Origin of the sequence: Campylobacter sp. RM12647 (genome assembly GCF_020138135.1) — a bacterium.
Classification (GTDB): domain Bacteria; phylum Campylobacterota; class Campylobacteria; order Campylobacterales; family Campylobacteraceae; genus Campylobacter_E.
Map to the genome: position 1 here is coordinate 15,619 of NZ_JACGAS010000012.1, position 11,614 is coordinate 27,232.

The window sequence follows — 11,614 nt, forward strand, 5'->3', positions numbered from 1 at the left end:
AAATATTAAAGTATCAAATGAAATTCTTAATTATTTTAAATGCAAAATATTTTAAGTTTTATTTATGCGTTTTTAATATTAAATCAACATATTTAATTCATTTTCTAAGACAGATTTTGGAGTAAGCGATATAAATTTTTTAACCATTTTTCCATCTTTATCATAAATAAACATAGCAGGCACACCCCAAACACCACCTACTACATTGCTTAAATACTCAACATCTAAACTCTCATAAATAGTAGCAAATGTAACACCTTTTAAGCTTTCTTTTGCCATATCATAATCTCTCATACCACCTAATACAGCAATAATTTTATAATCCTTACTAAGCTCATTTAAGATAGGAATTTGTTTAGCACATACACCGCAATCCTTTGTGTAAAAAAACAACATAAAAGGCTCATTTAATCCCTTTAACGCTTGTTCTTTCGCACTATAACTTAAATGTATTGGCTCTTTTGAATTTAAAGCTAACATTGCTTCATCTTTACAAGCACAAAGTAAAAATATGAAAATTGCTAGAAAAAATCTCATAAATATTCCTTAATCTTATTAGTTAAAAATTCCAAACTTCTATCGCCTAATACCTTATCCACATAAACTCCATCTTTTAAAATAAATAAAGTCGGAACAGCAAAAATATCATATCTGCTCCAGCTAATGTCTTCTTCATCTTTTAAAAAAATCATATTTGAATATTGGTGTTCTAATTCGTGTTTTTTAATAGTATTTAAATCATCAATAGAATTAATTGCATAGATACTAATATTATTTTCATTCGCAAATTCATTTAATCCAGCCATTACTTTAAGACAAGCAGCACAACCATTTTGCCAAAATTCTATCAATTCTATACCTTGTCTTTTTAACTCTATTTTATTTAAAGCTGTAGTTTTTGCAAGAATATTAGGAGCTTGTTTATTTAATACTAACTTATTATCTTCGCAAGATACAAAAAACAAAAGTATTAAAACTATTAGAATTTTATTCATTCACTATAAGTCCATCTTTAATAGTAATTATCTCATCTCCATTTTTAGCCAAGTCAGGATTGTGAGTAATTAATATAATTGTCTTGCCTTCGCTTCTTAATTTTTTAAATATATCTAAAACTATTTCTCCATTTTCTTCATCAAGATTGCCAGTAGGCTCATCAGCTAATAAAATATTTGGATTATTAATAAGGCTTCTAGCTATGCAAAGGCGTTGTTGCTGACCACCACTTAATTCGCTAGGTAAATGCTCTAATCTATCTAACAATCCTACTTTATCTAAGATTTTCTTAGCATCATTTTCTTCAATACTTGAATGATAATATTGAGCTAGCATAACATTTTCTAATACGCTTAAATAAGGTATTAAATGAAATTGTTGAAAAATAAGCCCTATTTTTTCTCTTCTTATTCTTTGTTTATCAGCTTCACTTAAATGAGTTACATTAATACCATCTAAAAAGTATTCGCCTTCACTTGCATTATCAAGCAATGATAAAATATTTAAAAGCGTAGTTTTTCCACTACCACTCTTACCTACAATACTAAGCCAACGACCTTGATTTAATTCAAAATTAAGACCTTTTAAAACATGGGCTTTATCAAATCTTTTATGTAAATTACTAACCTTAATAATACTCATTTATTCTCCTCTTAAATTACCTACTATATCTATTTGCAATGCTTTTTTTATCGGAAAATACGCAGCAAATGATGCAAAAAATAATGATATAAAAATTGAAAGCACAAAAGCACTTAATCTAAAATCTATACTAGCATTAAAAATAATATTGCCTAAAATCTGTGCTAAAAAATACCCACCAATAGTGCCTAATAAAGATGAAACAACAGCTAAAATAAATACTTCATAAGCAAATAATTTTGCTATATCTTTAAAACTAGCCCCAAGAGCTAAATGCAATGCTATTTCTTTTTTTCTTGAAAAAATAATTGAACTAAGAGTTGTATTAACACTTGTTGAGCTAATTATTAAAATAACAATAGAAATCAAAAACATAAGACCTTTTATTTTTTCTAAAATTGCTCCTTCTTTTAAACTAACACTTAAAATTGGTTTTAATTCTGCATTATTGCTTACTGCTATTTTGCTAAGCTCTGATAGGTTTTCAAAATCATCATCAACTATTAAAGATACATAAGAATATTTATCATTAATACCTGATAAATCTTTAGCAGAATTTAAATTGATAAAAGCCATAGCGTCAATCTCATCTCCAGTAGAAAAAATCCCTTTTATAATATAAGTTTTCTCATAAGGAATACCATTTTTTACTATTGTTAAAGGTAGTTTTTGATTTATGTCTTTTTTTAGCGTATTTGCTAAGTCTATACCTAAATAAATACTATTATCTTTTGAATATTCGCTTTGACTTAGGCTACCTTTTTTAACTAATAAAAACTTATTGATTTTTTTAAATTCATCAAAATCAACCCCAGCCACTATTAATTGCCTTGTAGAAAAAACAGGGCTAAAGTATAAATAAGGAGAATAAGCTAATAATTTGTCTTTACTAATTTTTGATTTAATTAAATTAGCTTCTTTAATATCTAAATAATCATCACTTTTAGAACTAATTAGCATATTTGCCCCGTAACTTTTAAGCTCTTTACTCATTTTATTGTCAATATCAAAATATATATTTAAAAAAGCATTAGTAACGCAAGTTCCTATAAAAATTGATATTAAAACTATTATTAATCTTTGCTTTGAAAAAACTATACTCTTTTTAACTTGTGTGAAAAAAAAGTTATTTACGCTCATATAACACCTCAACTATTTCAAGATTTACAAAATTCTTAGTAGCTATTAATGAGCCAAGTAAAGCCACCAAACTAGCAAAAAACATACAAATAAATATAATTATGAAGTTATATTCAATACTATGAGAAAAAATACTATAAGATATAATATCACTTACAAAAAATCCAAACACAGCACCAAAAATACTAGCAATTAAACTAACAAACAAATAATCAATCGCAAAAACCAAATAAACTTGTAAATTACTAGCGCCTAATGCTTTAAACAAACCTATTTCTTTTTTTCTTCTATAAACATCACTATTTATTAAAGACGCTTCTGCAATACTTGCGACAATTAAAGATATGATAAAAATAATTCCCATTAGACCTTGAATTTTTTTAACGATAGAGCTTTCAGCATCTGCTACTTTACTAACAGCTTTTGCACTTGCTCCTTTATAATTTTCTTCAATTTGATATGCAATAGAGCTTACAAAAGCCGTGCAATACCAATTATCAAATTCCACTTGATTTAAACTCTTTATATCATATCTTGCCCTATGAGCTATGTCATTTTCTGGAATTGTTAGAGCTGATACTTCTGCTCTTTCATAAGTATTTGGCTCATTTAAAATATCATTTAATCTATCTATATTAATTAAAATTTTATCTTCATAATCACCCAAATTACTCACAATGCCAACTACTTTTAACTCTACTTCTTTATCATTTATAAGCACTTTAAAAGTATCGTTAGCTTTAAGATTTAAAGAATTTGCTAATTTTTCACTTATATTTACTTCATTTTCTAAACTATTATCATTTACAAAATTTAAATCAGTCTTTAAAAAAGGTAAAAGAGATAAAAATCCAGTATCAAATACCACGGTTTTATTACCAAATTTATCTTGTTCTATGACTAATTCTTTATTAAAATATGTACCTAAGATACTGATTTTTTTGCCTTGAAATTCTACTTGGCGTTGTTTAAATGGAGCTATTGCTGTTATATTATTTGACCAGAAAATATCTTTAATTTTTCTCAAATCATCAAGATTTAGGAATTTACTTTCGCTTTGTAATTTAAAGCTTTTATTACCAACTTCAATACTATAAGATGAGCCTTGTGGTAAAACACTAATATTTGCTCCATAATTTCTTAACTCTTTTCCTAGCTGATTGCCAACTCCAAGAGTTATATTAAGCATACAAGCAAGGAGCAAACAAGCTAAAAAAATAGTCGCAAAACTTAATAATTTTTGAATAGGATTGCCTAAAATTGATTTTTTTACTATTCTTAAAAACATTTTTACTCCTAACTTCTTCTTTCAATCAAAAATAAAGCTTTATCACTTGAGCTTACAAATTTTGATGGGTCTTTTTTAAATTCTTGATAACTTTCATCAGAATTAAAATAATAGCTAATACCATTATAAATATAGGTTTTCTTAGCTTTTGTGTTTAGAAATTTTTCTTTATTTACTGGGTCTTGAACTTGCATTTCAACTACTTTACTAAAATAGTTTTCCCCACCTAATACATCTTTTACTTTCACAATTATCTTATCGTTAATAACTTCAAATTTTAAAGGAATTGGATTGCAACCACCTTCTTTACCTACGCTAGGTAAAAATATCCTAACATTACAAGCTACACATAATAATTCATTATTTTTCATAACATAGCCATTATCCCCACAAATACTACAAGCATCAAATACTACTACAGGAGTTTGCTTACCTGCGTGGCGATTAATTATAAAAAATCTAATTTCCTTACCAGAGCTAGAAATATAAGCATAGCGATATAATTTACCATCTTGAATATCTTTAGCATCAAATTCAAAATAATCTTTATTTTTAGGAGTAATGATTTTTGGCTCATCAACTTGAATAGGTTTAGAATCTACTAAATCATAAAATAACATAACTAAAGCAGCACTAATACTTAATATAAAATGAATAGTAAAATGAGAATTTATACTAAAAGTTTTTGCGATATTTTTTCTATATTCTATGTCAAAATCACAAGCTTTTTCTCTATATTTTGGTCTATTTTTTAAGCAAGTGCCAACATAAATAATGCCTAAAATCAAGCAAATATAATAATAAAACTCGGCATAATATCTACTCTTAGTAATATAACTAAGCAAAATAGAGCTATCACTAACTCCAATTCTAATTAGATAATACATAATCTCAGCAAAAGCAGTATTTAAAAACATAATTGCAAAAATTACATAAATACAAATTCTTGATTTTGAAAATGAATTTGAATTAGCAAAAAGAAAATTAATATAAAAAATAATACAAATAAAAATAGCTAATAAAATAAAGCCAAAATTTAAAATCCCTTGAGTATCTAATAAGCTTGATGAAAATATAGGATAAGCAACTGATAATAAAAAGTATTTTAAAGAAGCTGCTAAAGATATAAAAAAGCTTAATATATAAGCAAATAAAGAATTATTTTTAAAAATTACTAATTTAATTAGGCTAAAAAATAAAGTAACTAATAAAATTATATTAGCTGTTAATACCCCTATTCTATCTACTTTTTCATAGTGGAATATATAAAATAAAATATATCCAAAAATAAAACCAACTAAAGTAAAAATAATATTTAATTTTAATGATGAATTTTTAGCATAAAAAGCTGTAAAAAAACTAACTAAAAAGCACTCTAAAAATATATGCACAAAATATATACTCATTATTGTCCTTATTTTTGTATATTTTTTATAGAAAGCCTAAGCTTTCTATATTTTAAGTTTTATTTATCAGGTGTTCCTGTGTATTTGAATTTGTATTTAACATTAAATGTATCAAACCACTCGCCAACACCTGTTTCTTTATCTACGTGGCGACCAAAACCTTGTTTTTCAGGATTATCAATTACAAATTCTAATTCATAATTACCAATTCCTGTATCCATTTTAATATTTGCACCATAGTGAGGACCATCATCAGCTACCATTGGCATAAGTTTTCCAACTTTTGTTTTACCATTATCAAGGTTAGTTAATTTATAGCCAATTGTAAGATATGGCATCCAAAAACCTTCAGGAAAACCATTTGGATTTTCTTTAAGAGCGTGAATGTCAGCTTCTAAGTGAATATCAGCTAAAGACGCTGCTAAATCAATACCTCTTGGTTCCATTTCAATTGGTTGAAGATACACAGCTGCTATTTCCATTCCGTGTAATTTATAGCTTTCTGCACCATCAATTGTAGGAATTTCAACTTCTCCTGCAAACACTGAAGACGCTAAAAAAGCACCTGCTACTAAACTAAGCAATGATTTTTTCATTGTTTCTCCTTTGATTTGATTTGCATATAAACAACTCCTCCTATTAATAGGACGAGGATTATTGCCTGTAAAATTAAGCTCTCATAATAAGGATATAATCCTAACCAAGTAATGCTTTCAAATTGCATTGGTATGAGATGTGGAGTTAAGACCTTGCCCTCAACAAGTTCCATAATCCCTTTGCCTGTAAAAGCAAAACACATATAAAAAATAATGATTGAGGTTATTAAGAAAAATTGTTTTATAGGAATTCTAATTGCACCAGCTTTAAGTAAGAAATATAAAACTACTAATATAACAATACCAAGAGCTAAACCACCTAAAACAGCACTAAGTCCAGCACCAGAACCAGAATCAATCAATAATGCTTGATAAAACAATATTGTTTCAGCACCTTCTCTAAATACTGCTAAAAACACGGTCCACCATAATGTTTTAGCACTGCCATTTGTAATAGCTAATCTTGCTTGCTCTTTTAAATTACTTGCATATTTTTTATTTCTTGCATTACTAAGTAGCCAAAAGCCAACATAAAATAATAAAACAACAGCAATTAGCATTGTTACACCTTCTATTAGCTCTCTACTTTGTCCTGAATTTTTAATAAAATATGAAACTATAAAAGCAGTGATAAATGATAAAACAACACCACTACCAAGTGCTGAATAAGCTATATTTAATCTGTCTTTATTACCACTTTGAATAATATATGAAATTATTGCAACTACTATTATTAAAGCTTCTAAACCTTCTCTTAAAATAATAGTAAGTGATGATATAAATAAAAACCAAACACTTGTATCATTGATTTTATCTAACTGACTTTCAATTAATTTATTTAACTCATCAAAATTAGCAATTAACTCATCTTTAGAAGCCTTACTTTTAATTAGTGCTGTTCCTTTAGTAAATTTTGCTTCTATTTCAAGCTTTATATTTGAATTAACAGCACCAATTTTACTCTCCATTCCTTTTGCTTCAAAAATATCTAAATATATATTTTGAAGAGCATCAATACTTGCTTTTTCTCCCATTGTTTCATAGTCTTGAACTATTTTATTTAAAGCTATTTTAATATCAGTTGCAACTTGAGTATAATCTACATTCTTAGTCTCATCAACATATCCAACTAATTTTAATTTATCTAAATTACTAGCATCTATTTTAGTCATTACATCAAATATAGAATCTAATATCTCTTCACTTCTAGCTCTCATATCGCTTTCAGTTACTTTTCCTTCGCGAATATCACTGCCAAAACTTCTTAACTTGCTTCTCATATTAAGATTTTTTGTTGCATTTATTAGAATTTCAATATTTGTATTTATATATATTTCTTCTCTTGCAACGCCAATTGTATCAGCTGCTTTTGTAAATTCTCCTTGCTTATTGTATTGAATAGCTTCGTCAAATTTCTCACTTAATAAATCATATACATATTGTAATTTTGGATCAATCGCAGCTGCTGCTTGAAGGTCTTCTAAACTATCATAAACTTCTTTTTGCATAGTTGGTTTTGTGATTTCTCCACTTGCTTCTTTGCTAAGATGGGCTAATTCTGCTGCTTTTTGTTCTTCACATTTAGTTTTTGCACTATTTTCATCTGCTCCAAACATCATCTCACCTTCAATGCAAGTTTTTAACAAATTCTCTCTTGCATTCATTTCAGCTTTTGCTTTATCATAATTTGGATCAGACGCTACTGCAACTATTTTAAAGCCATTTTGTATAACTGGCGTTACTTCTTCTAAATCAAATATCAAACCATCTATTAAAGCTTCAATTTTGCCTATATTTTCTCCACGCCCATAATAACCACGAAGATTGGTAAATTTTCTCTCCATCAAATAGCCTTTTCTACCAATATTTCTTCCAATAGGACCTTCCATATTTTCAAAATGTTGAAAATAAGCTTCACTTGCAAGTTGTCTTGCAGTTTTTGCATCACCTTTTTTATAGGCTTCTAAACCTTTATTTAGCTTTTCTATAATTAAATCTTTTTCCTTGAAATAATCAACATCATCTCTAGCTATTAAAGATATACAAATAGCAAAAATAAGCAAAAATATTTTTTTCACAAGATAACCTTTATAATAATTTTACTCATTATTGTATGAGTTATAAATAAATAAAATCTAAATGATACTTATTATTTTTTTCATTATTATCAATTAGAATTAATGTTGATAAAAATAATTTATTCTTATTAACCATTTTTAATAATTCGCTCCTACAATTTCGCGACTTTTTTAAAAGGAGATAAAAATGAAAAAAGTATGTTTGTCATTAGTTGCCTTTATAGGCCTTAATTTATGTGCTGCTGAAATTCCTGCAGTTGATGTTTTAGATTGCAAAAGTGCTGAATGTATCAATGGCGCAAAAGCTGAAAAAATATTAGAAAAAAGTGAGCAAAAGGTAGTAGAAGAAGTAAAAGCTAAAGAAGAAGTGGTAAAACAAGTTAGCGATAAAGTAGAAGAAAAAAAAGAAGTAGTTAAAGAAGAAGTAAAACAAACAAAAGAAGAAATTAAAAAGGCAAAAAAAGAAGCTAAGAAAAATAAAAAAAGTAAAGAAGCTAAAAAATCAAAACACAACAAAAAAGAAAAAGTAGAAAACAAAAAATAATTTATGCTTACGATTTAGCTAATGCTAAATCGTAAAATATTTAATTAAAAAATCCCAAAATATATGATTTTAAATTCTCAAAACCACTTATAAAAATTACAATAATTACAATAGGAATAAAATATTTTATATAATAAAACCAAGCTTTATAAAGTGGATTTTTAAGTTCATAATTATTGCTAATTTCTCTTAAAGCTTCATCTTTACCTAAAACAAAAGCAACATAAATTACACAAAGTAAAGCTGTAATTACAAATAAAATATTTCCACTAATAAAATCAAATGTATCAAAAATATTTCTTCCATAAATTAAAACATTATCAAGCACTCCATAACTTAATAAAGCAGGAATATTTCCTAATATAAAAATTCCACCTAAAACTAAATTAATCGCTGTATTTTTTGAGATTTTAAATTTTTCTTCTAATACAGAAATAATTACTTGATAAATAGGCAAACTCGTAGTAAGTGCAGCTGTTAATAATAAAACAAAAAACACTATAGCAAAGAAATCCCCAAAATGCATATGAGAAAACACTATTGGCAAGGTTTTAAATACTAATGATGGACCAGCATCAGGACTTAATCCAAAAGAAAATAAAGAAGGAAATATCATAAATCCTGCTAAAACCGCTACAAGAGTATTTACAATACCTGTAATAATTGCTGTTTTTAATAAATCCTCGCCTTTATCAAGGTAACTTGATAATGTAATCATAACCCCAAATCCAAGCGATAAAGCAAAAAATACTTGTCCTATAACATATAAAAATATACTAGGTGTAATCTTGCTAAAATCAGGATATAAATAAAACTTAATCCCTTCAATTGCCCCATCTAAAGTAACATTTCTAATAACCATAGCAATAAGACATAAAAACAAAAGCGGCATTAGATACTTAACAGAACGCTCAATTCCATCAATAACTCCACGCCTTAAAATAATCCAATTAATAAATACAAAAATAAATGTATAAATTCCTATCATTAAAGGGTCATTTTCTATATTTTTTTGATAATGTAAGCTAGTTTGCTCTGCTGTAATTACTGAAGTTAAATCAAGCCCGCCTAAATTAAACATAGACATAATAATATTTACAATATAGCTAATTACCCAAGCACCTAAAACCATATAATAAGCCATAATCGCATAGCTTCCAAATAGCCCTAAATACCCAACAAATTGCCATTTTTTACTAAAACAATCAACGCTATTTTTATGCATTCTTCTGCCTATTATATTTTCTACTAAGATAATAGGAACACCGACTAAAAACATAGCTATTATAAATAATAAAACATAAGCACCACCACCATTTTCTCCTACCATATAAGGAAATCTCCAAGTAGCTCCAAATCCAATAGTAGCACCTGCAACGGTTAAAATATATGTAAGTCTATTACTCCAAGTAAGTCGTTTCATAATGTATCCTTTTTTGAAAAAGGATACATTTTATACAAAAAATAATGATAATTTCAAGTTTTTTTTAAATAAATTTTACAAATAAAAATCCTAAAGCAACGCTTAAAGCAATCATTAAAACGCCTGGAATAAAGAAAGAATGGTTAAATACATACTTTCCTATCCTAGTAGTTTTTGTATCATCCATTCCAACCGCACCAAGTAATGTTGGGTAAGTTGGTAACACAAAGAGTGCTGAAACTGCTGCAAAAGAAGCGATGATTATTTTTGCGTTTTCTGGGTTTTCATTTAATGCAAGTGCAACAATTACTGATGGAACTATTGCTTTAGCAGTTGCTGCTTGAGAATATAAAAGCATACTAGCAAAGAAAAAGGCAAAAGCTAATAAGAATTGATATTGTTCTACTAAGCCTTTAGCAAATTCTTTTATTTCATTACTATGAGCGCTTACATAAGTATCTCCTAGCCACGCAACACCTAAAACACAAACACAAGCATTCATACCGCTCTTAAATACACTTGTATCAATGATTTTTGAAGTATTGATTTTAGTGCTTAATACAATAAAAGTAGCAATGCTAAGCATTACGCACATAATAGCACTATCTCTTGGGATAATTATCTTATCAGCTTTTAAGCCTGAAATATAAGTCGCATAACAAACAACAGCTAAAACGCCAATAACAAAAATCGCAACGCTAGTCTTAGCACCTTTAATAATCTCTTTTTGAGTGCTTTGTTTTTTTGCTATTTCACCTTTTTGAAGTAATTCTTGATAATACTCATCAGAACTTAAATCAAGATTTGAAAACTTAGTTACTAAAAAAGCACTAAGCATACAAGCTAAATAAGTGCTACCTATCCAAATGCTTAATAATGTTAAATAAGAATATCCAAAAGGCTCAAGTACACCGCTAAGATAAACAACAGCTGCACTAACAGGACTTGCAGTAATTGCTATTTGACTTGATACAACTGCAAGGCTAAGTGGAGCTTTTGGCTTAATATTTTGCTCTTTTGCAACCTCAACAATTACTGGTATCATAGAAAACGCAGTATGCCCTGTCCCTGCTAAAATAGTTAAAAAATAAGTAATACTAGGAGCTAAATAATTGATTTTTTTAGGATTTTTCCTAAGTATTTTTTTCAGCAATATGCACCAAATAATCAAGCCCGCCTGCTAATTGCATAGCCGAAATTGCTGCAATTACTGACATAATGATTAAAATTACCGAAATTGGAATTTCGCCTGGTTTTATACCACACAAAATACCTAATAAAATAACTCCAATCCCACCAGTATAGCCAATGGCAATTCCACCAAGTCTAACACCTAAAAATATAGCCGCTAAAACTATGGCTAAATCCAAAAATCCAACAACATTTGCAAAAAGCAAAAAGCAAATCGCTACAACAATCCAAACATATTTGTTTTTCATTTTAACTCCTTTAAAATGCCAATTTTACACATAATTATTTTAATGTTTTATAAAAATTAAAA

General features: G+C 27.7%; 10 protein-coding genes and 1 pseudogene. 1 reads left to right on the forward strand and 10 read right to left on the reverse strand.

Going from position 1 to position 11,614, the window contains the following annotated elements; all coding sequences use genetic code 11:
• Window positions 1-78: 78 nt before the first annotated feature.
• From AVBRAN12647_RS05695 to AVBRAN12647_RS05730, 8 genes are read right to left on the reverse strand one after another with little or no spacing between them, the layout of a single operon-like run.
• Entirely contained in the window at window positions 79-537 is a 459-nt protein-coding gene (locus tag AVBRAN12647_RS05695) for a TlpA family protein disulfide reductase (RefSeq protein ID WP_214119525.1), read from the reverse strand.
• Window positions 534-995 (reverse strand): TlpA family protein disulfide reductase, encoded by a 462-nt coding sequence (locus AVBRAN12647_RS05700; RefSeq protein WP_214119523.1) that lies wholly within the window; start codon window positions 993-995, stop codon window positions 534-536. Before AVBRAN12647_RS05700 ends, AVBRAN12647_RS05695 begins: the two co-directional genes overlap by 4 nt.
• Window positions 988-1,638, reverse strand: coding sequence for an ABC transporter ATP-binding protein (locus AVBRAN12647_RS05705; protein WP_214117801.1), 651 nt, complete (start codon window positions 1,636-1,638; stop codon window positions 988-990). Before AVBRAN12647_RS05705 ends, AVBRAN12647_RS05700 begins: the two co-directional genes overlap by 8 nt.
• Window positions 1,639-2,778, reverse strand: a complete 1,140-nt coding sequence (locus AVBRAN12647_RS05710) for an ABC transporter permease (RefSeq protein ID WP_214117802.1) — start codon at window positions 2,776-2,778, stop codon at window positions 1,639-1,641.
• Complete coding sequence (locus tag AVBRAN12647_RS05715; RefSeq protein ID WP_214117803.1) at window positions 2,765-4,066, reverse strand: ABC transporter permease; 1,302 nt, start codon at window positions 4,064-4,066, stop codon at window positions 2,765-2,767. Before AVBRAN12647_RS05715 ends, AVBRAN12647_RS05710 begins: the two co-directional genes overlap by 14 nt.
• 8 nt (window positions 4,067-4,074) lie before the next feature.
• Window positions 4,075-5,472 (reverse strand): Fe-S-containing protein, encoded by a 1,398-nt coding sequence (locus AVBRAN12647_RS05720; RefSeq protein ID WP_336606756.1) that lies wholly within the window; start codon window positions 5,470-5,472, stop codon window positions 4,075-4,077.
• Between the two features lie 59 nt (window positions 5,473-5,531).
• Window positions 5,532-6,068, reverse strand: a complete 537-nt coding sequence (locus tag AVBRAN12647_RS05725; protein ID WP_214117805.1) for an iron transporter — start codon at window positions 6,066-6,068, stop codon at window positions 5,532-5,534.
• On the reverse strand, window positions 6,065-8,146 hold the full coding sequence (locus AVBRAN12647_RS05730) for an FTR1 family iron permease (RefSeq protein ID WP_336606757.1): 2,082 nt from the start codon (window positions 8,144-8,146) through the stop codon (window positions 6,065-6,067). The genes AVBRAN12647_RS05725 and AVBRAN12647_RS05730 overlap by 4 nt, the downstream gene beginning before the upstream one ends.
• A 187-nt stretch (window positions 8,147-8,333) precedes the next feature.
• Between AVBRAN12647_RS05730 and AVBRAN12647_RS05735 the strand changes: the two genes are divergently transcribed.
• Complete coding sequence (locus AVBRAN12647_RS05735; protein ID WP_214117807.1) at window positions 8,334-8,690, forward strand: hypothetical protein; 357 nt, start codon at window positions 8,334-8,336, stop codon at window positions 8,688-8,690.
• Between the two features lie 40 nt (window positions 8,691-8,730).
• Here the strand turns inward: AVBRAN12647_RS05735 and AVBRAN12647_RS05740 are convergent, their stop codons facing one another.
• A complete protein-coding gene (locus tag AVBRAN12647_RS05740) occupies window positions 8,731-10,113 on the reverse strand; it encodes a sodium-dependent transporter (protein ID WP_214142724.1) in 1,383 nt (460 codons plus the stop codon).
• Window positions 10,114-10,177: 64 nt separating this feature from the next.
• Window positions 10,178-11,552: pseudogene (locus AVBRAN12647_RS05745) on the reverse strand (anaerobic C4-dicarboxylate transporter).
• Between the last annotated feature and the right edge of the window lie 62 nt (window positions 11,553-11,614).

What these genes read in the sequence shown, in the direction of transcription:
- AVBRAN12647_RS05695 (WP_214119525.1), bottom strand. Translation starts at nt 537, where the DNA reads ATGAGATTTTTTCTAGCAATTTTCATATTTTTACTTTGTGCTTGTAAA.
- AVBRAN12647_RS05700 (WP_214119523.1), bottom strand. Translation starts at nt 995, where the DNA reads ATGAATAAAATTCTAATAGTTTTAATACTTTTGTTTTTTGTATCTTGC.
- AVBRAN12647_RS05705 (WP_214117801.1), bottom strand. Translation starts at nt 1,638, where the DNA reads ATGAGTATTATTAAGGTTAGTAATTTACATAAAAGATTTGATAAAGCC.
- AVBRAN12647_RS05710 (WP_214117802.1), bottom strand. Translation starts at nt 2,778, where the DNA reads ATGAGCGTAAATAACTTTTTTTTCACACAAGTTAAAAAGAGTATAGTT.
- AVBRAN12647_RS05715 (WP_214117803.1), bottom strand. Translation starts at nt 4,066, where the DNA reads ATGTTTTTAAGAATAGTAAAAAAATCAATTTTAGGCAATCCTATTCAA.
- AVBRAN12647_RS05720 (WP_336606756.1), bottom strand. Translation starts at nt 5,472, where the DNA reads ATGAGTATATATTTTGTGCATATATTTTTAGAGTGCTTTTTAGTTAGT.
- AVBRAN12647_RS05725 (WP_214117805.1), bottom strand. Translation starts at nt 6,068, where the DNA reads ATGAAAAAATCATTGCTTAGTTTAGTAGCAGGTGCTTTTTTAGCGTCT.
- AVBRAN12647_RS05735 (WP_214117807.1), top strand. Translation starts at nt 8,334, where the DNA reads ATGAAAAAAGTATGTTTGTCATTAGTTGCCTTTATAGGCCTTAATTTA.
- AVBRAN12647_RS05740 (WP_214142724.1), bottom strand. Translation starts at nt 10,113, where the DNA reads ATGAAACGACTTACTTGGAGTAATAGACTTACATATATTTTAACCGTT.